This window comes from Acetobacterium wieringae, assembly GCF_023700225.1.
In the GTDB taxonomy this organism is placed as follows: domain Bacteria; phylum Bacillota; class Clostridia; order Eubacteriales; family Eubacteriaceae; genus Acetobacterium; species Acetobacterium wieringae.
The window spans coordinates 2984275-3008790 of sequence record NZ_CP097897.1; the positions used below are offsets into that span (position 1 = coordinate 2984275).

General features: G+C 45.3%; 28 protein-coding genes, 1 tRNA gene and 1 pseudogene. 9 read left to right on the forward strand and 21 right to left on the reverse strand.

Annotated features, from left to right (window positions below):
* Positions 1-141: 141 nt before the first annotated feature.
* Positions 142-636, forward strand: coding sequence for an ECF transporter S component (locus tag CHL1_RS14615; RefSeq protein WP_250933649.1), 495 nt, complete (start codon positions 142-144; stop codon positions 634-636).
* Between the two features lie 56 nt (positions 637-692).
* Here the strand turns inward: CHL1_RS14615 and CHL1_RS14620 are convergent, their stop codons facing one another.
* Positions 693-1166, reverse strand: a complete 474-nt coding sequence (locus tag CHL1_RS14620) for a gamma carbonic anhydrase family protein (protein WP_250933651.1) — start codon at positions 1164-1166, stop codon at positions 693-695.
* A 137-nt stretch (positions 1167-1303) separates the two neighbouring features.
* Between CHL1_RS14620 and CHL1_RS14625 the strand changes: the two genes are divergently transcribed.
* Complete coding sequence (locus CHL1_RS14625) at positions 1304-3202, forward strand: ABC-F family ATP-binding cassette domain-containing protein (protein WP_250933653.1); 1899 nt, start codon at positions 1304-1306, stop codon at positions 3200-3202.
* 38 nt (positions 3203-3240) lie between these two features.
* On the opposite strand, the gene CHL1_RS14630 is transcribed toward CHL1_RS14625, so the two are convergent.
* From CHL1_RS14630 to CHL1_RS14675, 9 genes and pseudogenes are all read right to left on the reverse strand, one after another.
* A complete protein-coding gene (locus CHL1_RS14630; RefSeq protein ID WP_250933655.1) occupies positions 3241-4728 on the reverse strand; it encodes a UDP-N-acetylmuramoyl-L-alanyl-D-glutamate--2,6-diaminopimelate ligase in 1488 nt (495 codons plus the stop codon).
* A 184-nt stretch (positions 4729-4912) separates the two neighbouring features.
* Positions 4913-5608 carry a DUF1638 domain-containing protein gene (locus tag CHL1_RS14635; RefSeq protein WP_148638449.1) on the reverse strand — a complete coding sequence of 232 codons (696 nt, stop codon included), beginning with the start codon at positions 5606-5608 and terminating at the stop codon, positions 4913-4915.
* Between the two features lie 22 nt (positions 5609-5630).
* Positions 5631-6335 (reverse strand): GntR family transcriptional regulator, encoded by a 705-nt coding sequence (locus tag CHL1_RS14640; protein WP_070370445.1) that lies wholly within the window; start codon positions 6333-6335, stop codon positions 5631-5633.
* A 24-nt stretch (positions 6336-6359) separates the two neighbouring features.
* Positions 6360-7013, reverse strand: a complete 654-nt coding sequence (locus CHL1_RS14645; RefSeq protein WP_148638448.1) for a cobalamin B12-binding domain-containing protein — start codon at positions 7011-7013, stop codon at positions 6360-6362.
* A 248-nt stretch (positions 7014-7261) separates the two neighbouring features.
* Positions 7262-8001, reverse strand: a pseudogene (locus CHL1_RS18585) (formate/nitrite transporter family protein).
* A 283-nt stretch (positions 8002-8284) separates the two neighbouring features.
* Positions 8285-8914: a cobalamin B12-binding domain-containing protein gene (locus CHL1_RS14660; protein ID WP_070370442.1), complete on the reverse strand. Its 630-nt coding sequence runs from the start codon at positions 8912-8914 to the stop codon at positions 8285-8287.
* Between the two features lie 174 nt (positions 8915-9088).
* Positions 9089-9886: an HAD-IC family P-type ATPase gene (locus tag CHL1_RS14665; protein WP_338078319.1), complete on the reverse strand. Its 798-nt coding sequence runs from the start codon at positions 9884-9886 to the stop codon at positions 9089-9091.
* A complete protein-coding gene (locus tag CHL1_RS14670; RefSeq protein WP_250933661.1) occupies positions 9832-11301 on the reverse strand; it encodes a heavy metal translocating P-type ATPase in 1470 nt (489 codons plus the stop codon). Before CHL1_RS14670 ends, CHL1_RS14665 begins: the two co-directional genes overlap by 55 nt.
* A 24-nt stretch (positions 11302-11325) precedes the next feature.
* Complete coding sequence (locus tag CHL1_RS14675; RefSeq protein ID WP_070370440.1) at positions 11326-11637, reverse strand: ArsR/SmtB family transcription factor; 312 nt, start codon at positions 11635-11637, stop codon at positions 11326-11328.
* Positions 11638-11828: 191 nt separating this feature from the next.
* Between CHL1_RS14675 and CHL1_RS14680 the strand changes: the two genes are divergently transcribed.
* Together CHL1_RS14680 and CHL1_RS14685 are read left to right on the forward strand one after the other, a co-directional pair.
* Positions 11829-12986, forward strand: coding sequence for a uroporphyrinogen decarboxylase family protein (locus CHL1_RS14680; protein WP_228881222.1), 1158 nt, complete (start codon positions 11829-11831; stop codon positions 12984-12986).
* Between the two features lie 11 nt (positions 12987-12997).
* Positions 12998-13150: a hypothetical protein gene (locus CHL1_RS14685; protein WP_228881208.1), complete on the forward strand. Its 153-nt coding sequence runs from the start codon at positions 12998-13000 to the stop codon at positions 13148-13150.
* A gap of 109 nt (positions 13151-13259) precedes the next feature.
* On the opposite strand, the gene CHL1_RS14690 is transcribed toward CHL1_RS14685, so the two are convergent.
* Positions 13260-14087, reverse strand: coding sequence for a deoxyribonuclease IV (locus CHL1_RS14690; protein ID WP_228881205.1), 828 nt, complete (start codon positions 14085-14087; stop codon positions 13260-13262).
* A 47-nt stretch (positions 14088-14134) separates the two neighbouring features.
* Positions 14135-14938, reverse strand: a complete 804-nt coding sequence (locus CHL1_RS14695; protein WP_070370437.1) for a ZIP family metal transporter — start codon at positions 14936-14938, stop codon at positions 14135-14137.
* Positions 14939-15163: 225 nt separating this feature from the next.
* Here CHL1_RS14695 and CHL1_RS14700 point away from each other — a divergent pair, with 225 nt between their 5' ends.
* Entirely contained in the window at positions 15164-15448 is a 285-nt protein-coding gene (locus CHL1_RS14700) for a hypothetical protein (RefSeq protein WP_070370436.1), read from the forward strand.
* Positions 15449-15585: 137 nt separating this feature from the next.
* Here CHL1_RS14700 and CHL1_RS14705 read toward each other — a convergent pair whose 3' ends face one another.
* The 3 genes from CHL1_RS14705 to CHL1_RS14715 all read right to left on the reverse strand — a co-directional run bounded on the left by CHL1_RS14705 (position 15586) and on the right by CHL1_RS14715 (position 17741).
* Positions 15586-16683, reverse strand: coding sequence for a 6-phosphofructokinase (locus CHL1_RS14705; RefSeq protein WP_250933663.1), 1098 nt, complete (start codon positions 16681-16683; stop codon positions 15586-15588).
* Entirely contained in the window at positions 16680-16820 is a 141-nt protein-coding gene (locus tag CHL1_RS14710; RefSeq protein WP_175440908.1) for a hypothetical protein, read from the reverse strand. Before CHL1_RS14710 ends, CHL1_RS14705 begins: the two co-directional genes overlap by 4 nt.
* A 123-nt stretch (positions 16821-16943) precedes the next feature.
* On the reverse strand, positions 16944-17741 hold the full coding sequence (locus CHL1_RS14715) for a M50 family metallopeptidase (RefSeq protein WP_070370434.1): 798 nt from the start codon (positions 17739-17741) through the stop codon (positions 16944-16946).
* A gap of 232 nt (positions 17742-17973) precedes the next feature.
* Here CHL1_RS14715 and CHL1_RS14720 point away from each other — a divergent pair, with 232 nt between their 5' ends.
* The 3 genes from CHL1_RS14720 (at position 17974) to CHL1_RS14730 (ending at position 19644) form a co-directional block, all read left to right on the forward strand.
* The gene (locus CHL1_RS14720; protein WP_250933665.1) at positions 17974-18420 is read left to right on the forward strand and encodes a PH domain-containing protein; all 447 of its coding nucleotides are present in this window, start codon (positions 17974-17976) and stop codon (positions 18418-18420) included.
* An 84-nt stretch (positions 18421-18504) separates the two neighbouring features.
* Positions 18505-19266 carry a hypothetical protein gene (locus CHL1_RS14725; RefSeq protein ID WP_250933668.1) on the forward strand — a complete coding sequence of 254 codons (762 nt, stop codon included), beginning with the start codon at positions 18505-18507 and terminating at the stop codon, positions 19264-19266.
* 302 nt (positions 19267-19568) lie between these two features.
* Positions 19569-19644 (forward strand) — tRNA-Val (locus tag CHL1_RS14730).
* Between the two features lie 120 nt (positions 19645-19764).
* Here CHL1_RS14730 and CHL1_RS14735 read toward each other — a convergent pair.
* From CHL1_RS14735 to CHL1_RS14760, 6 genes are all read right to left on the reverse strand, one after another.
* Positions 19765-20094: a tyrosine-type recombinase/integrase gene (locus CHL1_RS14735; RefSeq protein WP_276520385.1), complete on the reverse strand. Its 330-nt coding sequence runs from the start codon at positions 20092-20094 to the stop codon at positions 19765-19767.
* Positions 20078-20308 (reverse strand): type II toxin-antitoxin system MqsA family antitoxin, encoded by a 231-nt coding sequence (locus CHL1_RS14740; RefSeq protein WP_070370429.1) that lies wholly within the window; start codon positions 20306-20308, stop codon positions 20078-20080. The genes CHL1_RS14735 and CHL1_RS14740 overlap by 17 nt, the downstream gene beginning before the upstream one ends.
* Complete coding sequence (locus CHL1_RS14745) at positions 20305-20622, reverse strand: DUF4258 domain-containing protein (protein WP_148638430.1); 318 nt, start codon at positions 20620-20622, stop codon at positions 20305-20307. Before CHL1_RS14745 ends, CHL1_RS14740 begins: the two co-directional genes overlap by 4 nt.
* Positions 20623-20690: 68 nt before the next feature.
* On the reverse strand, positions 20691-20849 hold the full coding sequence (locus CHL1_RS14750; RefSeq protein WP_187389321.1) for a hypothetical protein: 159 nt from the start codon (positions 20847-20849) through the stop codon (positions 20691-20693).
* Positions 20850-20945: 96 nt separating this feature from the next.
* Positions 20946-21650: a GntR family transcriptional regulator gene (locus CHL1_RS14755; RefSeq protein ID WP_070370427.1), complete on the reverse strand. Its 705-nt coding sequence runs from the start codon at positions 21648-21650 to the stop codon at positions 20946-20948.
* 14 nt (positions 21651-21664) lie between these two features.
* Positions 21665-22294 (reverse strand): cobalamin B12-binding domain-containing protein, encoded by a 630-nt coding sequence (locus CHL1_RS14760; RefSeq protein WP_250933672.1) that lies wholly within the window; start codon positions 22292-22294, stop codon positions 21665-21667.
* A 214-nt stretch (positions 22295-22508) separates the two neighbouring features.
* Here CHL1_RS14760 and CHL1_RS14765 point away from each other — a divergent pair, with 214 nt between their 5' ends.
* Positions 22509-24503, forward strand: a complete 1995-nt coding sequence (locus CHL1_RS14765) for a fructose-bisphosphatase class III (RefSeq protein ID WP_070370425.1) — start codon at positions 22509-22511, stop codon at positions 24501-24503.
* Positions 24504-24516 lie beyond the last annotated feature (13 nt).

Below are 24516 nucleotides of genomic sequence, written 5' to 3' on the forward strand. Positions count from 1 at the left end.
AAGGGTTTTCTGCGGCTTAGTATTTTTTATCGGCAATTGCAAAAACACCTGGCCGCTGTGGCCTGTTTTCACCCATCATGATTGCGCAATCTTGATCCATTTTGCAAATGCCTGGCATTTTTTAGAAAACGAGGAAAGAAAATGAACGAACAAACCAGAAAAATCACCTACACTGCCCTGATGATGGCCCTGACTTTCATCATGACCTCCCTGATCAAGATTCCCCTGCCGACCGGTTACATCCATCCCGGCGATGGGGCGGTACTGTTATCTGCCTATATCCTGGGGCCCTGGGGCGGTCTGATTGCTGCCGCCATCGGCTCGGCCAGCGCTGACTATTTTGGCGGTTACGGCGCCTATGTGCTGCCGACTTTTATTGCCAAAGGCTCAATGGCCTTTATTTTTGGCTATCTGATGAAGCGTTTCCCTGACAAAAATATCCTCCTTGGGATGTTCCCGGCAGTGATTGCCATGACGGCCGTTTACTACGTTTCTGAAGTGATTATGTACGGCAATATTGCCGGTCCGCTGGTCAACGTCCCGTTTAGCCTGTTGCAGAGCGTATTTGGGGTTGTCCTGGTCACCATTTTACACAAACCACTGGAACGCTTTCGCCTGACCCCGGTCAAGTTTTAACCATCTAAAAAAGACCCCTTGGGTCTTTTTTTATTTGCTCAGAGTTAGCAGACGGTTTACATATAACCCTTCATGGTATCCAGATATTCTTCGGCATTGTCCCGGATGCTCTGGATTTCTTCCGGCTTCAGTTCCCGAACCACCTTAGCTGGGCTGCCCATAATCAGCGAGTTGGGCGGAAAGACCTTGCCTTGAGTCACCAGTGAACCGGCACCGACAATGGAGTTATCGCCGATTTTGGATCCGTTAAGAATAATCGCCCCCATCCCCACTAAGACATTATCCCCGATTTCGCAGCCGTGAATAATGGCATTGTGACCAATGCTCACGCCAGCACCGATGACTGTGGGATAACCTGGAGCCACGTGCACCACCGTACCATCCTGAATATTGGTGCGATCGCCAATGGTAATACTGTCCACATCCCCCCGGATGACTGCCTGAAACCACACCGAGATAAAATTACCCAGCTTTACTTTACCCACTACATCGGCACTTTTTGCAATAAAAACGGTTTTACCCAACATCATTCTGTTCACCCCACCTTAATCTACTTCGAATTATTATGACTACATGATACTATTTTCAGGACTTTTTGTAAAGTTTTTCCAAGATCCCCCAATTTATGATAAAATATCAGCAAAACAAAAACACAAAGGACGAGTCAATGAATATAGCCAGTATTGAGAACTTAAAAAAAACCTATGGGGTCAAAACCCTTTTTCATGATATTTCTTTTTCCATCGCCGACACTGACAAGATCGGGGTGATTGGGGTCAACGGCTCAGGTAAAACCTCGCTGCTTAAGATTATTGGAAGCCTCGACAGCCCCGACGCTGGTGCAGTTAAATTTTTTGGCACCAAGCGGGTCGAAATCCTGCCCCAGGATCCCGATCTTAACCCGGATACCACGGTGCTTTCCCAGGTCTTTTGCGCCAACTCGCCGGAAATGAACCTGGTCCGGGATTATGAGTCCACCCTGGCCGCCCTGGAAGATTCCCCGGAAGATGCCCCCCTGCAAAAGCGGCTGCTGTCGTTATCTCAGCGTATTGATGACGAAAACCTCTGGAATCTAAAATCCCAGGTCGAAACAATCCTCTCCCAGCTGGGTATTCACGACTACCATAAAAAAATCAAGCAGCTTTCCGGTGGCCAGCGCAAACGGGTGGCGATGGCCTCGGCCCTGCTGACACCTTGTGATTTGCTGATTCTCGATGAGCCGACCAATCACCTCGACAATGACACCATTGCCTGGCTGGAAAACTACCTGTTAAACCGCAAAGGGGCGCTGCTGATGGTAACTCATGACCGTTATTTTCTGGATCGGGTGGTGACCCGAACAATCGAATTGGATAAGGGCCAGCTCTATGAGTATACCGGCAATTATTCAGACTTTTTAGAACAGAAAGCGAACCGCCGGGAAGCTCAAAACGCCATTGAAGCCAAACGTCAAAACCTCTACCGCCGGGAACTGGCCTGGATCCGCCGGGGGGCCCGGGCCCGAACCACCAAACAGAAAGCCCGAATTCAACGGTTTGAAGAAATTAAAGACCAGGCCACCGATCTGTCCGAAAATCAAATGGAAATCTCGGTGGGCTTTTCCCGGCTGGGTAAAAAAGTCATTGAAATCGAGCATTTATGCAAATCCTTTGGCCCCCAGAAAATTATCGCCGATTTTTCGATGATTCTGGGTCCCAGTGAACGGATTGGGATCATCGGTAAAAACGGATATGGCAAATCGACCCTGCTCAATCTTTTGGCCGGAAAACTTAAGCCGGATAGCGGCACCATCACCCTGGGGGATACCGTTAAACTCGGTTATTTTTCCCAGGAATCCGAGGATATGGATCTGAGCCTCCGGGCCATTGATTATATCCGGGAAAAAGCCGAAGTCATGGAAAATTCCCGGGGTGAAACGGTCACCGCCGCTCAAATGATGGAGCTTTTTCTGTTTGATAAAAACAGCCAATGGGTGTATATCTCCGAACTCTCCGGCGGCGAACGACGGCGGCTCTATCTGCTGGGCATCCTGATGATGGCTCCCAATGTATTGCTGTTTGATGAACCCACTAACGATCTGGACATTGACACCCTGACGATTCTGGAAGCCTACCTGGACGAGTTTCAGGGCTCGGTACTGACCGTTTCCCATGACCGTTATTTTCTGGATCGTACCTGTGAACAGATTTTATCTTTTGACGGTAAAGGCCAGATCACCAGCCAAACCGGGAATTATTCGGACTATATCAAAAAACATCCCCTGACTGGCCTGGGTACCAAAGACAATAGCCCGGAACAGCCGGAGAAAAAAACCGCCGCCCCGGCCAGTGAAAAACCGAAAACCCGCAAGCCCGGCCTGACCTATAAGGAAAAACGGGAGCAGGAAGCCCTGCTGCTGGATCTCGAAGCCAAGGATCAACGACTGGATTTTGTCACTCAGAAGCTGTCAGAAACCACCAGGGATTACACCGTCTTAGAGGAACTGGCCAACGAAAAGGCCGTACTGGAAGACGAATTGCTGGCCATCATGGATCGGCTGGAAACCCTGGAAACCCTGGAAAAATAACAAAAGCGCCTCATGGGCGCTTTTTGCTTGTCTTTTTACTATTTATCGGACTTCCCTTTCAACCGGGCAACGGCTTCCCGGGCGGTGTCCCATTCGTTATAATAGAGGGTTTCGTCTTTCATAATCTCCTGTTTTTCATGGCCTTTTCCAGTCAGCACCAACACATCTCCCGGACCGCACAGGGTAGCACCATAATAGATCCCTTCCTGCCGGACTTCAACCGTGGCAACCTGATCGGTTTTCTCCCGAACCCCCGCCACCACCGCATTGATAATATCCATCGGGTTTTCACTGGCAGGGTTGTCCGAGGTGACCACCACCATATCGGCATAGGCGCCAGCGATCCGGCCCATGATTGGCCGTTTTTCCTTGTCCCGGTCGCCATTGCAGCCAAAGACCAGAACAATCCGACCAGGAAATATTTTTCGCACCGACTGGAGCAATTTCTCCAGCGAATCGGGCGAATGGGCGTAATCAATGACCACATCAAAGGGGGCTTCCACATCGAGAATTTCCATCCGGCCGGAAACCCCCGGCATCGTCGCCAGGGCCTCCCGAATCACGCTCATCGGCACCGCTTCTTCCACAGCAACAATGATCGCCGCCAGGGCATTATAAACCATGAACTCACCGGGAATATTTAAAAACAGTTTTTCCTCTGCCACTGGAGTAACCAGTGTAAACGCCGTTCCCGTCGTTCCCAAAACCAGATCTTTGGCATAATAATCACTCCCTGGTTTTAAGCCATAGGTAATCACTGGCGTCGCCGATTTTTGTGCCAGCAGTTCGCAGAGCTTCTGCCCCCATGGATCATCGCCATTGACAATGCTGGCCTTGTTTTGCTTAAAAAAAAGTTTGGCTTTCGCCTCAAAATAATTTTCAAAGGTCTTATGATAATCCAGATGATCCTGGGTCAGATTGGTAAAAATACCGTAATCAAAATCCACCCCATTGACCCGATCCAGAGCCAGTCCATGGGAAGAAACTTCCATAAACAGGTGACTGCAGCCGCCATCCTTCATTTCCTTGATGATCTCCTGGACTTCCAGCGATTCCGGGGTCGTCCGGCCTCGATTATCAACCACCTGGTCGCCAATCAGATTATGGATGGTGCCAATCAAACCGCATTTCTTACCTTCGCTTTCAAAAATATGCTTAAGCATATAGGTCAGTGAGGTTTTGCCATTGGTTCCGGTAATCCCGGTCACCAGCATCGACTGCGATGGCTTCCCGTAAAAGCAGCTTCCCAGGCTTCCCAGCGCATAGCGGGAATCGGCGACTTTAATGTAGCAGACCTCCGGCTGATACTCGGGCAGATCATTTTGATAAACCACGGCAACCGCACCGCCATCGATGGCATTACCGATATAGCGATGACCATCTGTGACGTAGCCGGGAATGGCCACAAACAGACTGCCGGGGACGACTTCCCGGGAATTATAGCAAATTTTTTCTATCTCACAGTCCGGTAGACTGTTTCTTACTTCGATTATTTTTAGTTCGTTTAACAATAGTTCCAGTTTCATTGGTTTTCCTCTCTTGTTTATCATCCGTAAAACTCATTTATTATTATACTGTTTTCCCTTTTGTCTGTCTACACCTGTATGACTAGCAGAAGTCAACCCTTTGGCGCAACATCTACAACAGCACAAAATAAAAAGAGAGACACGTTTTTCGTATCTCCCGAGTAAGTCAATCAAATCCGCATTTTTACATTTTAAACATATTGGCACAGGATGCCACGACACATTCCACTCCAAAATCGTCCTTAGTCACTTCCTGTCCCGGCTCGATCACGGCCACCCGGTGATCCCATTTAAGCGACAGAAACATTTCCAGGATTTCCACATCACCCTGGGTGATTACAAAATCCAGTTTCAGCACCTGGCTTAGGTGGCGGGCACAATGAATCCACTCATCCAGATCATAGGCACCTGAATCAATCATCATCAGGGACTTGTAGTTTTTAAACATAATTTCCATGATCATTTCAGCCCGCTTGGGCCCATATTTGTTGATGGCATAATGATATTCTTCTTTTAAAGACTTTTTCCCCATCATCCAACCGCGGGTGATAAAGTAGGTTTCACCCCGGATCGATTTGAGTTTCTCCTTATTATGAAGCAGAATCTGGATACAATCCTCAGAGCGCAACAGCGCCAATCTGGCATGGTCACTACGCAATCCGATCAGGGCTTTGCCGCAATTCCCGTAGCTGAGCAGAATGGTGTCGTATTCCTGATGATTGTTAATCTCTTTCTGCAGTTCCTGATTTAGCATATCCGGGTTGTTATGAAGTTCTGCACTCATCCAAATGGTGTCATAATTGATGCCGGTATTTTTCATCGCCAAGCTCATCTCGTCCTGAATCATTCCACACGCAATTAATAAGATACTTTCTTTCATCCCATACCTCAGTTATTCATAACTAATCGAAGGAAGCGACTGCCTCCAACCCTGAATCGTCACCGGTAAAGTACATAAGACCCCATCCAATGGGGTGATCTTTTTCATCCATCAGCTTCTGTTCCACCACCAGCACCGGATCACCTTCCATGATATCCAGCACCTGACTAACTTCGCCGGTTGCTGCCATGGCCCGAATCTTCAGCTTTTTGGTCATCGCAAAAATGGAGTTCTTTTTGGCCACCATTTCGGGAAAGGTCGCATAGCGAATTTCTTTCTCGACAATCGGAATGCCCCGGTAATACGGAATATACTTAACATCAAAGGCCTTTACCACCCCATCGCTGACAAATACCCGTTTGACCACGATGACATGTTTGTTTTCGGGGATTTCCAGGTTAAAGCCCACTTCATAGCTGGGCTTCACGACGTTGACTTCAATCAGTCGGATTTCCTCACCTTTTTTTTCAGTCGTCATCATTTCATCAAAATGAAGGGTGTACGAATCCAGATTCGGCTCACAGACATAGTTTCCTTTACCTGGTATGGAGTAAATATACCCTTCATTGACAAGTACAGCCAACCCTTTTCTGACCGTCATGCGACTGACATTAAATTCTTCACAGAGAAGATTCTCAGATTGTATGGCATCACCCGGTTTAATTTCTTCACTGGTTATTCTATTTTTTATTGCATCGACTATTTTTAAATATTCGGGGGATCCCATTTCTCTACCACCTTGGTCTATTTTCTATTTATTGTTTTTTCCGGTTTTTTCAATCATCCATAATTTGCATTTCTCGACCCCAGTCATCACATCTTTAGTGGCAAAATCGGCACCAACTATCTGAGCTGCCTTTTCATCAATGACAGCACCACCGATAATGACCCGGTAATCATCCCGGATGCCCCGGTTAACCAATTCACAGACTACCGCCCGCATTTCATAAATGGTTTCCTGCTGCATACCACTCATGCCGATGATATCCGGTTTGACGGTTTCAATAGCTTCGATGACCTGATACAACGATACATCCGTCCCTAAATCAATGAGTTCGAATCCGGCAGTTCTGGCAAAGGAACCAAAAATATTTTTGCCAATATCGTGACAATCTCCAAACACCGAAAAAAGCAATAGTCGCCCGATCTTATTTTTAGGGGTTACCTTAGTAACTTCTTTTAATTCTTCCAGCTCCATCACTTCCTGAAAAATGATCCCGGCAAAAATCAAATCCGCAATAAAATAATCACTGGTTTCGTATAATTTACCAACCCGTTCCATTCCGGTTTGGAGCCAATTAAAAATGTCAATTGGTTTAAACCCTTTTCGAATAGCAATCCGTACCAGTTCCAGGGTTCGATCCTCATATAATCCTTCGATGGATCTTACAATGCTATGTTTCATAATTTAAGTTCCACTCCCTTAAAGGTGTAAATTGAATACCACCACCACGTTTATCAACCTGGCTTTATCTAAATGATCACACCTGGAATTTCTAGTTTAATATTTTTCAAAGTTCTTTTAATTATAACCTAAATTATTTTTTTGATAATGGTATAATTGATATTTATCATACAAATTTTTATTTCTTTAAGTTTAGAGGCCTTTGCTCTTCTCTTAATGAAGAGCAAAAGTTACTAAACTGTCAACTTTTATGCCGCTGATTTTTTAGCATAGGTAAAATGATAGCAAGCAGGAATGATAACGGCCCCACCAATAATATTTCCCAAGGTTACTGGAAGAATATTGTTCAGAAAAGCCTGAGCCCAGGTTACATCTGCGCCGCAGAAGATCCCCATGGGAATAAAAAACATGTTGGCCACACTATGCTCAAAACCAGACAAAACGAAGAGCATGATGGGGAACCAGATCGCAAAGATCTTACCGATGATATCTTTGGCCCCGGATTGCATCCAGACCGCCAGGCAAACCAGCATATTACAGAAAATCGCCCGGATGATCACTGGCATTAAAGGAATCGCGCATTTCGCTTCGGCAATCCCGATGGCTTTGGCCGTCATGGCCTCACCATAAAGACCACTTTGGGACATCAACCAGGCCAATAAAACCGACCCGATCAGGTTGGCCATCCAGACCACCCCCCAATTACGGAGCATTGCACCAACCGTAATTTCTTTTTGAAAAGTGATAAGGTCATCAGGTTGTTTCCAGTAAACAGTTCTGCACCACAAATAACCACCAGCATCAAGCCCACCGGGAAAACCCCAGCCCCAATATACTTGGCAAAGGTCGCTTCAAAACCAGTACCGGCACCCGATGTAATAACCGTAAAACCATAAGCCCCAAAACCAATAAAGACACCAGCAAAAATACCCAAAACGAGCATTTTACTGATTGGTAGCTTGGCTTTATTATTACATCCGTTCACCATGTTCTCGCAGATTTCTGCGGGACTAAAAAAATTATTCACCCTCTCCTCCTAAACATAAAGTTTTCCGATTTTGATGAAATCGTTTGTCGAAATTATACCATACTTATATCGACCTGTATATACAAATATCTACAAATCTTATAAATTTAGCGCTAATAAAGATGTCTCTATTTGATCAAAAGTCATCCTATTTCTCTTCCGTGTAAATAAAAAAAGGATAAAGATCCGAGCTAACGCTCCCCTTTATCCTCGTATTTTTATTTTATTTTGGGGTTATTAAGGCTTAGACCCATCCCTGACAGATTTTAACGCCTTCTGCTGCATTGGTGGTAAATTGATCAGCACCCACATATTCACAGGATTCTTTCGTAACCGGATTTCCGCCAATGATCACTTTAGCATCGATGCCAGCAGCTTTGAGCGCATCGACCGTTTCTTTCATCGAATCGATCGCTAATGTTAAGACTCCACTCATACCAATGATCGCCGGATTGCAATCTTTGGCTTTTTCGACAAAGATTTCTGGAGCCACATCAATCCCCAGGTCAATCACTTCAAATCCTGCCGCTTCCGACATACTCTTAAAGATATTTTTTCCGATATCGTGTAAGTCACCATGAACCGTTCCGATAACGATCGTTCCAGCAACTGCTGAATCATCACCGCCTAAAACCGGTTTTAGCACATTGATAGCTTCGGTTAACAATTCGCCAGCAAAGATCAGATCGCCAACAAAATATTCGCCTTTTTCAAACAGATCACCAACCAGTGCCATACCACCCTGACAGGCAGCAACGGCTTCCTGTGCTTCTGCTTCAGAAGGATTCGTCGCCACAAAATCATTGAGCAGATCCATTACATCTTCTTCTTCTAAATCTCCAACTGCCTGTGTTAATACCTTTAAATCCAGCATTTTAATACCCCTTCTTTAAAAAAATCATCTCATAAAAAACTTGTGTGACATGTGTGTACATGTTTAGTCGTATGATACACCTTTAACATCCGATTGTCAAGTAAACGCTTCCAATTCTGACGGGTAAATTTTAACCAAAAAAAATCGCCGATAAACAGCGATTTTTCATTTTTTCTATTTTGTTTTCTGCCAGCTTCCCCGATAACGGAGAATCCGGGTGGTATTTAAAATAGTCAGGATGGCGGCACCAACATCGGCAAAAATTGCCAGATACATCTCACCCATGCCAAAGAAGGTCAAAGTCAGTACCGCAATTTTAATCCCCAGAGCCAGAACAATATTCTGAATCATAATCCGGCGAGTATATTTGGCAACGTCCACCGACTTGACAATATCCATGGGATCATCCTTCATCAGAATGATGTCGGCTGCCTCAATGGCGGCGTCTGAACCCAGGGCCCCCATGGCGATCCCCGCATCAGCCATCGCCAGCACCGGGGCATCGTTCATGCCGTCGCCGACAAAGATGGTTTTACCCTCCGGATTGTCAGCCTTGATTCGCTCAAAGGCCGTCACCTTATCCTGGGGCAGGCAATCGCCCATCACTTCATCAAGCTGCAGCTGCTGACCGATCTGGTTGGCAACCTGGGCATTATCCCCACTGAGCATCACGGTTTTTTTGACGCCCAGTTTTTTGAGCTGTTGCAAGGTGGCAAAGGTATTATCTTTGACTTTGTCCCCCAATACCAGGTACCCAGCCAGTTGCTTATTGATGGCAATATAGACAATGGTACCCGCCTCATCATTTTCGGCCAGTTCAATCTGATGATCGATCAGAAGACTCTTATTTCCGGCCAGGATTACCTGATTGTCCACTTCCACCCGGGTACCTTTGCCGGGAATTTCGGCATAATTTTTTAACCGGGTTTCATCAACAATAATTTGGGCATGGGCCGTAATTGCCTTCCCAATGGGGTGGTTGGAATAGTGTTCCCCGGCAGCTGCGGTACCGCTAACACTTCTGCTTCGCTAAAGCCTGGAGCCGCTACAGTTTTGATGACCTTGAATTCACCCTGAGTCAGGGTTCCGGTTTTGTCAAAGACAAAGACATCCGCTTGATAAAGAACATCCAGATAATTTCCACCCTTAATCAGAACCCCTTCCTTGGAAGCCCGGCCAATCCCACCAAAATAACTGATCGGAATCGATAATACCAGGGCACAGGGACAAGACACCACCAGAAAGATCAGGCTCTGGTAAAACCAGGTTTCCCAGGACGCACCAGGAATCAGAAGCGGCGGAATAATGGCCATAGCAATTGCTGAAAAGACCACAATCGGGGTATAATAATGAGAAAACCGGGTGATGAATTTTTCGGTTTTACCTTTTTTATCACTGGCTTCTTCAATCAGGTGCATAATTTTCATGGCCGTGGAGTTTTCGTAGTCTTTCTTCACCCGCATCTTCAGCACCGCATTACCATTGATCATCCCGCTGAGGATTTCATCCCCCTTTTCGACCTTCCGGGGATAGGATTCACCCGTCAGCGGCGAGGTATCCAAATGGGAAATCCCATCCATGATGATCCCATCGGCAGGGATTTTTTCGCCGGGTTTGATCACCAGCACATCACCCACCTTTACTCGTTTGGCATCAATAACTACCTCCCCTTCGGGGCCAACCCGATTGGCAGTAATGGCATTAAAGCTGATCGTTTCGGCAATCGAACGGCGGGCATTGTCGACAGCCCGATCCTGGAAATATTCGCCGATACCAAAAAAGATCATAACCCCGGCAGCTTCCGGCCATTCGGTTAAAACCAGGGCCCCAAAGGTGGCGATGGTCATCAGAAAATTTTCATCAAAGATCTGACCCTGTCCGATATTACGAAAGGCCAGTAGAATCACCCGATACCCGGCTAATAAATAGGCCCCCAGAAAAATCCCAATCGTGACGACTTCCAGATTTGCGGGCAGAAACGCCTGAAACACAAAACCCAGAATAAACAATCCAATGGCCGTAATCAGTTCCAGTTTCTGCCGTTTATCCATATCGCCCAGAGCTCCTGCGTGGGAATGCCCTGCGGATTGAGATATCTCACCCGGATGATGGGTATGTTCGTGACCATGCCCATCACAACCACAGGGCTCGGCTGCTGCCGTTGATTTGCGATTTTTGGAAACCACAACATGGGGCTCCAGCGAATGCACCAGTTTGACAATGGCATCATAGGTTTCGTCCTGAGCAAATCCCTCCCCTTCATCAATCACCAATGATCCGGTGGCCAGAGACAGACTGGCTGCCTGAACATTTGGCATTTTACCAACCAATTTTTCAATTTTTCCGGCACAATTGGCACAGTTAAGTCCTTCTAAAAATAGCTTCATGCTGATAACCTCTTTTCAATACTCCTAATGATGGCTTAAATGGGTGATGGTTAAGAGGACAATCACTTCCACGTGCGCATCATCCAGATGATAAAATTTCATTTGACCTTCTTTTCGATAACTAATGATCCGTTTGTCTTTAAGAATTCGCAATTGATGAGATACCGCCGTTCGGGTGACATCCACCAGGTTGACAATATCATTCACACACAACTCGCCATTTTCAAACAGCGCCGAGACGATTTTTATGCGGGTTGGATCACCCAGTACCTTAAAAAATTCAGCCACCTCAAACAAGGTTTCCTCGGTATGATCGTTTTTCAAAACTTTACTCATTGTATCTCCTTAATATGTGAACACTTGCTCACTTATTAACATCATAATAGCACATTTTGGTGCCCGAATCAAGCCTTATTTTCAAACACTTTTCGTCTCAATAAAGATTGACAATTGTCAAAAATAATGATAATTTGAACACATACAATATTTCAGCTGATTTCAACGCAAAAGGATAAAGGTCGCAATAAATGAGTGATGCCAAAGGATTATTGGACGAACGATTGATCCGTATTGAAAAAGCCGTAAATCTGGAAAAACCAGACCGGATCCCTATTTTTGCCTTAAACAGCCCGGAAGTGGCGGTAGACTATTGTGGTCAGCACCTTAAAACAGCCACCTGGAATCTTGAGATTCTCCGGGAATGTCTGCCCGTTTACTATCAGGATATGAAGGTCGATGCCGCCTTTGCGGCTTTTTTGCGCTGTCCGGGAATGTACACCATCATCGAATCTCAGAATTTCGTGCCCAATAAGGATGGCTTTATGCAGCATCCTGAAGTCTGCGGAATGCTGCCCAGTGAGTATGAAGAGCTGATCAAGGATCCCTTTAAAACCCTGGTAGAAAAGGTTCTGCCCCGGCAGTACAAAGCCTTTGCAAAACCCGGAATGCTGGGCGGACTCAACCTGGCCAAAGGCGCCCTTAGTTATCTGCGCCACAGCCAAATTCTAAAGGAAATTGATGCCCATTGCCGTGATACAGCGGAAGTTCCAATTATTTCTGACAATATGATCGAAGCCCCCTTTGATTTTCTGGCCGATCAGCTCCGCAGTTTTATGGGCATTTCGGTGGATATGCACCGCTGCCCCGAACTGGTGGAGCAGGCCTGTGAAGCTCTGCTGCCGCTGATGCTACGCTGGGGGGTGACCAGCTATTCCGGTCCGCCAAAAAGAATCCCTGCTATTTTTATGCCCTTGCACATGCCCGCTTTTTTAAGTCCCCAGCAGTTTGAGCGTTTTTACTGGCCGACCTTCTCCCGATTGGTCAATACCCTCACTGGGATGGGTTATACCGTCGCCTTATTTATTGAGGGGAATTGGTCGAAGTTTTATGATCACCTGGCCAGTCTCCCCCCCCATGTGATCGGAATTTTTGAATACGGCGACATGCAGACGATTAAAGAAAAGGTCGGTAAAACCATGTGCGTCATGGGCAATTATCCCATTGAAGTCCTGAAATCCCACTCCACCGCAGAATGTATCGATATTGCAAAAAAGATGATCGATGCCGGTGCACCCGGCGGCGGCTATATCTTTACCACCGGTAAAGCAATTATCCGGGGCAAAGGCCTGGATCTTAAGAAACTCCAGGCGGTTCATCAATATGTAGTCGATCACGGAAAGTACTAGCGAGGTATGATATGGAAACCATTGACTCTGAATATCTGAACTATTTTAAAACCCATATGGCCCAACATCCAGAATTAACCGAAGCGGATGAAAGCATTATGGCGGATCCCTGGGACATTAATGAAGATGTCCTGTTGGGTTATGTATTATCCCTATTGATCTAACTCGATACGAATCAGAGCGCCAGTTAAGGATTTGCTCCAGACAACAAAAAAGCAGAGATGAGTCAGCCATCCCTGCTTTTTTTGTGATACACCGAACTTTCCCCCGGATCTAAAAAGATCGGAGCAATTCGATTTCTTTTTGATAATCCTGCGCCACTTCCTGGGGCGTTTCCAGAAAAAAAGGCAGGTCTTTTAGTTGGGGGTGGATGACAATCTGCTTAAAGGCATTAATCCCCAGGGTTCCCAAACCAATTTTTTGATGACGGTCTTTGTTGCTGTTAAACGGCATCATGCTATCATTTAAATGCAGACATTTGAGATAGTTCAAGCCAATGATCCGCTCAAAATCTTCCAGCACCCCCTCCAGATTTCCGACCACATCATATCCTCCTGAGTAAACATGACAGGTATCCAGACAGACCCCCATTTTATCTTTTAATGCCACCTGATCGATGATCATTTTCAATTCCTCAAAGCTTCGGCCAATTTCGGTGCCTTTGCCGGACATGGTTTCCAACACCACGGTGGCCTTCTGCTCGGGCCACATTTCCTCATTGAGAATCTGGGTGATCCAGCTAATGCCTTGCTCCACCCCCTGTCCGGTGTGGCTGCCGGGGTGAAAATTATAAAGCTCACAGGGCAGCTCTTCCAGTCGCAGCAAATCTTCTTTAAATACCATCCGGGCAAATTCCCGGGTCTTCGGAGTTGCCGAACACATATTTAAAGTGTAGGGTGCATGAGCCAATAGATCACCAAACTGGTGCGCTGCCATAATCTGCCGGAGTCCGGCCACATCCTCCGGGTCGAGTGCTTTGGCCTTACCACCCCGGGGATTTCGGGTAAAAAACTGGAAGGTATTGGCATTAATTTTTACGGCTTCCTGACCCGCCTTCGTAAATCCACCCGCAATTGACAGATGGGGTCCGATTATTAACATTTTTTCTCCTCGTTCGCTGGTCTCAATTTAACTGCCAGTCTTAAATTTTATCCCAAAGCCACATCCAGTATCATCATCAGGGTGAAACCAAACATGACGCCGATGGTAGCAATATCGCCTTCATGACCCAGCCGAGCTTCCGGAATCAACTCTTCTGCCACCACATAGATCATGGCACCGGCGGCAAAGGCCAGGGCAAAGGGCAGCATCGGGGCGATAAAGACTACTGCGGCTGCCCCAATCACCGCTGCAACGGGCTCCACCATACCAGAGAATTGACCAATCAAAAAGGCCTTGCGTCGACTCATGTTTTCTCTCCGCAGGGGAATCGATACCGCTGCTCCTTCCGGGAAATTCTGCAGACCGATCCCCAAAGCCAGCGATACGGCCCCGGCCAGGGTCATTGCCGGAGAACCGGAAGCCAGACCACCAAAAGCCACCCCCACCGCCAGACCTTCGGGAATATTATGGAAAGTAATTGCTAAAACCAGCAATACACTGCGTTGCCAGGAGGTTTTAATCCCCTCCCGGTGATTGGTACCAGGATGAACATGAGGCAGCAGGCGATCCACCAGCCAAAGGAAAAAACCGCCCCCCAGAAAACCCAGAGACACAATCACATAAGCTGGCAAGGGACTTCCCTCGGCCATCTCAATGGCTGGGGCCAACAGCGACCAGAAGCTGGCAGCAATCATCACCCCGGCGGCAAAACCCAACATGGCATTTAATACCTTAATGTTAATTTCTTTGAAAAAGAAGACCAGAGATGCCCCTAAAGCGGTGACAAACCAGGTGAACAATCCGGCAAATAGAGCCAGCAAAACTGGCGGATATTCCAATAAAAAGTCCATTTACTCGCTTCACTTCCTTTCGTTACAGTGGATAATTTAAATCATTCTAATTTATTATCAAGTATACTATAAAATGGCGTCAAAAATCCATTCTTTCTTTTAAAACGGTTTCGCCCAAATTTCTTGTCTGGTTTTGCAAATAAACCTTGTTTATTTGGCTTCCCGCTCCTATAATTAATTTATCAGTCGGCACCGGCTGAAATAACGCTGAAGAAGGTAATAACAATGAAAAAAAGTGAATTAATTACAGTCTTTAACACGGTTCAGGAAAAGTTTGAAGATGCCATTACCGAAGAATTTTTTCTGCAACGACTCAAACCGTATGCTGATGAAGATGGTTTTGTCGATTACCACAAACTGGCAATGTTCGCCCACAACGAATCGCTGGCTTCTGCAAAAGGTTTCTTTTTTGAAGTCCTTTCAGAAATTTTAGTCGACGACGATGATGTGGTGCTCGAAGAAGATCTTGACGAAATCACCAGCGACACCCCCGAAGTAACTCCAGAATAAGAACTGAGTAATTTTCTACTGCAGTCTTTATCCGCAGTTATTAAATTATCCTGATTTCCCTTAATGCCCAGGCAGAAATACTTTTCTGTCCGGGCATTTTTTTACTAAACACGAATCACCTTGGCAGTGATCCCCGGTCATTCGCCGAAGGATACCCCCAGACTTTTGGCCACCTGAATCAACTCCGAATCAACGCCCACTTGTTTATTGTTGCCGATCACCTCTTCCAACGGGGCACTGGTCATCTTGCCATCCTGGAGCGCCACCATATTTCCAAACTTACCCTCAGCAATCAGCTCCACCGCTGCCACCCCATAACGGGTCGACAGGAGTCGATCATAAGCCGAGGTAATGCCCCCCCGCTGAAGATGACCCAAAACCGTACTGCGAATTTCGTGATCAGTGATTCGTGCTTCCAGCGCTATGGCCAGCTTATTGCCAATGCCTCCGAGACGCACCGGATCCGGAGAGTCACTGACAATTTTGGCAACCGTCAGCTCCCCACCCTTTTCCATGGCCCCTTCGGACACCACAATGATGCTAAAGGGCAGGCCCCGCTGGCTGCGCTCATTCATTTTTGTGACAATGGCATCCAGCGAAAAGGGTATTTCCGGTATCAGAATCACATCGGCAGAACCGGCAATCCCGGCATGGAGGGCAATCCAGCCGGCATTTCGACCCATTACTTCCAGAACCATAATCCGATGGTGGGACTCTGCTGTTGTATGCAGCTTATCCAGGGCATCCACCACCACATCAACCGCTGAATTAAAGCCAAAGGTCACATCCGTTTTAGATAAATCATTATCGATGGTTTTAGGCACCCCAATAACCTTGACTCCTTTCCTGGCAAAATCCCGGGCACTGGTCAGGGTCCCGTCCCCGCCGAGAACCACCAGGACATCCACCCCTTCTTTCTTCATATTTTCTACCGCCACATCGGACACATCTTTTCTAACACACTGGCCATTTTCTTCCACCTGGTAGTCAAAAAGATTATCCTTATTTGAGCTATAAAGGATGGTTCCTCCTTTGTGGAGAATTCCTGATACGCTATGGGCATCCAATTTGATAAAGTCATTATTGTATAACCCCCGGTACCCAAACTTATAACCAATCACCTCGTAACCGTAATTGGCGATCGCCGCTTTGGTTACTGCCCGAATTACGGCATTCAAACCGGGACAGTCGCCACCACCTGTTAGAATTCCAATTTTTTTTACCTGATTGTTCATTGTTTTGCTCCATTTCCTGGGTAAATAAATTTAATCTGCCCAAACCAGCCGTCTTTCGTTGCCATCAACCAGCCCGATGCATGATCGGGATCTTTATGCAACTCTAAAATAGCATTGATCCCTTCGATTGTTATCATCTCATACTGATATTATATCGGAGCAACCAAAAAATTACAAAGATTATCGGGAATAATTGCATAATTTTTGTTCCATGCTAAACAAAAAACCATCCACTGATTGGGATGGTTTTTTATGTAAATTCAACGGGCAAAAATTCTGCAAATTAGACTGATACCAAAAGCAATCAAAGAAAAAATGACGGCAATCATTAAAAATGAGGTCATCAGAACATTGTATCTCAGTATATCAACAGCCAGTATGGATTGAAACAAACCAATGGCATTGAGAATCAGCAAGACCAAAAATATAAAAACCAGGCCCTTGAAGGCACCCTTGATATCCGCCGGACTCAGGGAGATATGGGAAGAGATACAAATCGCTAAAAACAAAAACAGGTAAAAGCGACCGTTTTTAAAATTCTCGCTGGAGAAAATTAACTTCAGCAATTCCCCATAAGCACTGAACAGGTCACTAAATGAGGCCACGCTCAAGGTTTCAACCGCCAGACTCTGGGTCACCACTCCCATAAAACTTTCCAGCACCTGGGGTAGCAACAGCGCCAGCAATGCCATGATTACCAGCAGTCCACCAAAAATCGGGGCAATACCAATAAAAAAATTCCCCACCTGATGGTAGATATTTTTAGGATTATAGGCATGATTCACATACCCCATCACCCCATCCCGATCCGGTCGCTGAAACAATTTGATGGCGGTGATTTTATGACCAAAAAGCAGCGCCATCAGGGCGTGGCTGAGCTCGTGAACAGGGGTTCCAACAATCCCGGTGACCATGATGGCATTTCTGCCCAAGCCCTTGTGAAAATTGCGGTTGGATTGTGTTTCCAATATTCCCAGCAGTAGTCCGGCGAGGATAATGACCCCAGTAAAATAAAGGGTTTCCAGACCGGTTTTAGAAAACAGATCAATAATAAACATCGTTTTTCCTTTTGATTATGATTTTTTTGCCCCCGTCCCTTTACCAGGCAGACGGAGATTTTAACCATTATACCGAAAAAAGATTTAGAATTTCATTAGACGTATCCCTCATCGGCTTTTCTGGAATTTTACTAAGTTAGTGATTATCCCTGTCTTTCTGGGGTACACAATCTGTTAAGAGAAACCGGCCTGTCAATCACGGTTTTCAATCAAAGAAAAGAAGGAGACTATCATGGCAAAACTAAATTTTGGCAATCTTGTGCAGGGAGCAATGGGAAATGCGATGGAAGTCAGTGCTGAGGAACTGACAAATGAGTATTCAAAATTTTTGTTTGAAGGTGAAACCATTCAAAGTGGATTCAAGCTGATTCGAGATGTAATTATCTTCACCGATATCCGAATTATTCTGGTGGATAAACAAGGAACATCGGGCAAAAAAACAGCGATTCAATCGATTTATTTATCTCACATCATTAATGTGGATATGGAAACCGCAGGTGGCGGTCTGGATGACAGCGAAATCACTGTCACCTATCTGGAAAACGTGAATCGCATCAGCAATAATGAAATTTTCGGATCTCAGAAGTTTGAATTCGGAAAGAAAATGGATATTACCCCACTTTACCGTATGTTAGGCACACTGGCACTTAAAAATCGGCACGAAATCAACAATAAATGAAATGGTACTTCGATTTTAACATCACCAAAAAAATCGCCATTTATGTAAAACAACTCAAAATGAAAGAAAGGACTGCGTAAACAAATGAAAAATCATAAAGTAATTCTAGTTTTTTTTATTATAATGTCGGCCTTGCTTCTTGCCGGTTGCAGTGGTAGCAATGAGAGCACCAAAACCGATGAAAGTCAAAGCAACGGCGAAAAAAGCGCTACCCTCGATGAAAGCCTCAGTGGCGCAGCGCTCCTCAAAAGCTTGAATTTTAGCTATCCAGACTCTCTTAAGATGACCACAAAAACAGTTATGACCGATAATCTCAGTACCACCTCCACCACCTATACCAAAGGGGACAATTTCCGGATGGAAATGGAAATGCCGGAGATCGGCAAACAGATCACCATCTATAATGCCGCAGAAGGGATAACCTACCAGTATACCGAAGGACAGACAACGGGATTTTCATTTAAGGATCAGGAAATGACCACTGATCTGGGCGATCTGAACCTGGATGAAGGCGTCACCAGCATTGACGACATCACCGACATTTTCCCGGATAACGTGGTAGCCCGGGTAGAAACCCTGGACGGTGAAAAAGTGATCTATATTGAAACCACCGAAAACGACCCTGAAAACGGGGTAATGGATATGCATATGTGGTTTTCAACTAAATATGGCGTACCGCTGAAAACCGAAATTCTCAGCAATGGCACGGTGGTTATGAGCTCGATCGTCACCGATATTTCCGCCGATAACATTGCCGACAGTCAGTTTACCCCGCCATCAAACGTTGTCTTCACTGATTTTTCATCGATGAACCTGGATGATCTCACGACTATCCCCGAACCCTGATCGAGACTGTATCCATCACACCGCAAAAGGCCTGGGCACATGCTCAGGCCTTTATTCGTCTAACGATCAGGGACAGCGAATAAAATATCGAACCCACAAACAGTCTGAACAGAAGAGGTTATTGAAATAACAGTCGTATTTGGTATCTTCCACCAGACTACAACCACTGCGGAGATCGCAGTCAATGCAGGAAGGATACTGATTGTTGTAAACCGTGTTCCAGAAGTTCATTGTGAAGTTCTTTTTAAAAAAAGCTTTACTTTTTGTAAGGATTCAGGTAAAATGATCAAGCAGTAAAAAGTGATCTCGTAGCTCAGCTGGCAGAGCACTACCTTGACATGGTAGGGGTCGTTGGTTCAAGTCCAATCGGGATCACCATATTTCGCATATTAACGCCGTTTGCAGGTTTACTGCAGACGGTTTTTTTATGGAATTAACCAAATGGGATGATGTTTAGCTTTCTGTCATTATCATTATCTTCGTCATAAATGGAATCAATTAAGGTGGCAGTTTGTTTTTTTGCTGTTCCAGCACGTGGGTATAGGTACCCAATGTCTGACTTACGTTGCTGTGGCCCAGCAATTCCTGCACCGTTTTCGCCGGCTCTCCCAGTTCAAATAAGCGGGTTGCATAGGTATGCCGCAAATCATGAAAAGTCTTGTCAGTAATACCAATACTGGCATAGACTTTTTTTAGTTCCTGTAAAACGTTGGAAGAATCAAGCGGTGTATTCACAGGCGTTTTTAAAACTTCACAGAAAATATTATTAAATTGGGAGTTTTGAAAACAAATTTTGAGAGTGTGTTTAATTTTAAGCAGTTTTATCATACTCCATAATGGTCAGCTCACTGGCCAGTGCTTCAGCTTTATCGACGAGAATATCCAATTTTTCAGCGACAGAAGATGAAAAGTATTCTTCACCACACTGATCGCATTTATAACAGGGAACATTCTTAATAATGATGATGCAGTTTTTTAGGTTGGCAAAATAGGTGGTGGTCGCTGTTTCCATTGTGCCATTTTTACAGGTTAAACATTTCATTGTTCGAACTCCTTTCTTGTCTTCATATCCGACATCCATTTATCCGGATCTGGATAATAGGCCGTTACGATTTTTGCAGATTCCCCATTACTGGCAATTACGATATGCAGTGGGGTGTCTGGTGCAATGTAACCTAAGATTAAACAGCTTGGTGTCGGGAAATCATCTGGATAGTCTTCAATAATTGAACCTGACATAACGGCAATCCGTATATGCTTTGGTCGGATATTGCGCTGTTTGCATCGTTCAATAACGTGTTGAGTAAAAAAGACAACGTCTTTTTCATATAGTCCTCTTAAATCTTCAATTTTCATATTGTTACAACCTTATATCTGCTAATTGAAAAATATCATTTTCAGCTTCTGAAGTCTGCAATATCATCTTAAATTTCATAAATTTTGAGCTTCTCCCTGATTTTTTTAATGGAATCGATTAAAAAAATCGTTTGTCCCAATTCCATTTCATCAATTCCTTTATCAAGTGCCTTAAACAGTTCTTGTTCAAATAAATTTTGTTTGGGTTCTTTTACTGGTGAGGTCATACAAATTAACGCCTTTCCATTGTTTACCTGGCCAGCAAAATGCCCCCTGCCAGGAAATGTATCTCGTTTTAAACTAACGCATTATCACCAACGCGATTAAAAAGTCGTTTCTGCTGTCAGGGTAAAGTAATTCCGTTTAATATAAAATTCATTATAGCTGATGGGCATGTTATCTTCCATGGAAATGATATTTTGAGATACCAGAAAACAACAGTCGTCATGATCAAGCTGCAGGTTTTCCCGAACTTCCAGAGGGGGGTGAACGATATCGATGTTGAGAATTTTTTTATGCTGGAACTGCAGTTTCCCCTTTTCCATCAGCCCATGAAAATTAGCAAAGTTGATCACGTCTTCCACAATCGGATTTCCCTTCTGATAGGGTAGAAAAATGGACGCATATTGGATCACCTCTTCTTTTATTTTGGTGGCTTTCTGAATTTTAATGACCTTTTCAAAGGAGCCGATCTTCAGTTCCCGCATCAGTTTGCGACCCGGGGTAATAACGCCCACACTGACCAGTTTGACTTCTTCCACTTCCCCCTTCAGGCTGTCGATTTCATCAAAATAGAACTGGTACTGATTGGCCGTGGGTTCACATACATAGTTCCCCTTGCCGGGAATGGTGTAGATATATTTTTCATTTACCAACAAGGCCAGACTTTTGCGCAGAGTGGTTCGGCTGACATCAAACTGCTCAGCCATTTCGTTTTCCGATGGTAATAGATCTCCGGGTTTTAAGATACCTTTTTCAATTTTTCCTTTGATATCATTGACAATATCAAGATATAGAATTTTTCTCATTGCCCATCACCCATTCACTTCAAAAGCCATTGCTTGCAGATACTGACCCCTTCGATGGCATCGCTGGAGTAGTCATCGGCACCTACATATTTGGCATAATCAGTTCCCGCCAGAGCACCTCCTAAAATGATTTTCAGATCTTCCCGGAGCCCCTGGACAACGATTTCATCAATGACTTCCTTGATATTCTCTACTACTGAGGTGAGAATTCCGCTGATTCCCAGAATAGCGGGCTTTTCTTTACGGATAATTTCGATAAACCGTTCCGTGGAAACATCAGTTCCCATGTCAATGACTTCAAACCCTTCAGCTCGGAGCATACTGATAAAGATGTTTTTTCCAACATCGTGGATGTCGTCAAAAACCGTACCCACCACGATTTTTCCCAGACTCTTGCCATTAATGAGCTGGGTACTGTCCATGCCCATCATGCTCAGCAGGTTGGATACCAGTTCCCCGGCCATAATCAGATCGGCGATATAGTACTCCCCTTCTTCATAACGAACCGCCACCCGCTGCAGAGCAAAATTCAGTTGATTGGCAATTGCTTTTTTGTCTTTTCCGCTCTCCAGTTCTGCAGCCACCAGGGCCATCGCCCGTTTCTCGTCAATTGCTTCTACTGCGGCAATAATTTTTGTCTCCATTTTTCCCACCTGTATATTAAAACTAAAATTTGTGATCGTTTACCCGGTCTTTTTCAGACTGGCCTGCTATTTCATGTGTCTCATTTTATCACGGAATCTGACTTTTGTCTTTAGCTGACCTTGATATTTTTTAATGGCTTTTTAATGGTTTCAAGTGTATAATCAGGACGAAAACATTTACATCATAATTTGAATTTTAAAGATAGAGGTCGATATGAACGGTTATACAAAAACGCAATTACAAGAAAATCAAAAATATCTGGAGCTGTTGTCTCAAAATTTTCCTAATATTACCAGTGCCGTAGGCGAGGTAGTCAATCTCAAAGCGATCCTCAACCTGCCCAAGGGAACCGAACATTTTCTTACCGATATTCATGGTGAACACGAAGCCTTCAATCACGTCATGCAAAACGCTTCCGGTGCCATTAAGCGCAAAGTTCATCAGGAACTGGGCAACACCATTGCCTTTGAAGAACTGGAAGAGCTATCTACCCTGATTTACTATCCCGAAGAAAAAATTGATCTGATAAAAAAAGAACGGAGCCGGGAATCTCTGGATAATTGGTATAAACTGACCATTTACCGGCTGGTAAAGGTGTGTCGGGCAGCCGCTTCAAAATATACCCGTTCCAAGGTTCGCAAAGCCCTCCCCAAAGATTTTGCCTATATCATGGAAGAACTGCTTCAGGAGGACGAACACCGTTTTAATAAACGGGAGTATTACCATGAGATTATTGAGAGCCTGGTTAATCTGGAACGAGCCCAACACTTTATCGTGGAGATTTCCGGGGTGATCAAACGGCTGACCATTGATCACCTTCATATTATTGGCGATATTTATGACCGGGGGGCCGGTCCTGACGAGGTCATGGATACCCTGATGCGCCATCATTCACTGGATATGCAGTGGGGCAACCACGACATTCTATGGATGGGCGCTGCCGCCGGCAACGCAGCCTGTATCGCCAACGCCGTCCGAATCGCCCTGCGCTATGCCAACATGGATGTGCTGGAAAACGGCTATGGCATTAACCTGTTACCGCTGGCTTCATTTGCCAACCGGGTTTATGGTGACGATCCCTGTACCAAGTTTACTCCCAAAATTTCTGACAGCCACACCGTCTCCGATCAGGAAACAGCGCTGATGTCCAAAATGCACAAGGCCATTGCCATGATCCAATTCAAACTGGAAGAAACCATGATCGACAACCACCCTGAGTACAACATGGCCAAACGGCAACTGTTACGCCGCATTAACTTTGACAATGGCACCGTCGATGTCGAAGGTATTGTTTACCAGCTTAATGACACAAACTTCCCCACCCTGAATCCGTCCGACCCCTGTACCCTGACTGAAGAAGAAACACTGGTAATGGATCGTCTTGTTTATGCTTTTTTACACAGTGAAAAGCTTCAGAAACATATCCGGTTTATGTATGCCAAGGGCAGTATGTACAAGGTCTTTAATGATAACCTGCTTTTTCACGCCTGCGTCTTGCTAAATGAAGACGGCAGTTTTAAAGCCAAAGAGATCGCCGGGAAAACCTATGTCGGCAAAAGTCTGATGGACAAGTTCGACCAGATGGCTCGGGAAGCCTATTTCGGTAAAACTGACCAGGATGAAAACCCCACCCGCACCGACTTTTTGTGGTTCTTATGGTGCCATGAGGATTCACCCCTCTTCGGCAAAGACAAAATGGCCACCTTTGAGCGTTATTTCATTGATGACAAGGTGCCCCATAAAGAACATCATGCCCCCTTCTACCTGTTAATTGACGACGATGAAGAACTGGCCCGAAAAATTCTGATCGAATTTGGGGTTGACCCGGATCATGGTCACCTGATCAACGGCCATATTCCGGTGAAAGCCACCTCTGGCGAAAGCCCGATCCGGGCCAAAGGGAAACAACTGGTCATCGATGGTGGTTTTGCCCGGGCCTACCAGAAAACCACCGGCATCGCCGGCTATACCCTGACCTACAATTCCTATGGGCTGATTCTGATCAGCCACGATCCTTTTGAATCCGTGGAAAAGGCCATTTCTGACGGGGTTGATATCAAATCCACCCTAATGGTAGTGGAAAAAACCACCGAACGAAAACGGGTTCGCGACACCGATACCGGCAAAGCCATCATGGCTCAAGTGGAAGATCTGGAAATGCTAATCACTGCCTACCGCAAAGGCCTGATTAAGGAAAAACAATACTAAAAGTGAACCCCTA